The 500-nt window shown below is 41.6% G+C and carries 1 pseudogene; it reads right to left on the bottom strand.

What is annotated here, in order from left to right:
* A pseudogene (locus tag LC455_RS31115) lies at nt 1-500 on the bottom strand (ABC transporter permease); the annotation flags it as partial.

Here is a 500-nt window from a genome sequence, read left to right as displayed (position 1 = left end):
GTGAAAACTCGACGGGATCGCCTTTCCACATAAATGTATTGGGCAGCATCTGACGTACCGATGCTTCTGCATTATAATACATACCAAAGACGCCACCGCCTGCTGTAATTGTCGTTGCGCTTAAAATGGCAATAATCGACAATGACTTAGCATTTGCGCGGATACGATACAGTAACTGGGAAACTCCGATTAAATTTAACCCTTTCCATGACCAAGATGTCGCTCTTTTTAAAGCTGTTAACACAAAGACACTTACACTATGGAATAAAAGATATGTCCCGACAATAGTTACGCCGATGACCATTAGTGGCGTGCCTAGAACCGTAAAGAATCGCCAAATTTCACTCGTAAACATATCAGAGGCAGCTGTATAATAACCAAATGCGATAAGCGCCGTTCCTAAAACAGCCGCTACTAAAGAGGCACGTGGAATTTGCTCACCCTGTTTTTCTGCATGAAATAAGTCAATCAATTTAAATTGATAAATAACACGATAGCCC

The organism is Neobacillus bataviensis (assembly GCF_019969725.1).
Note: the sequence above shows the minus strand (reverse complement) of the source record. Positions and strands in the feature narration are given on the sequence as shown.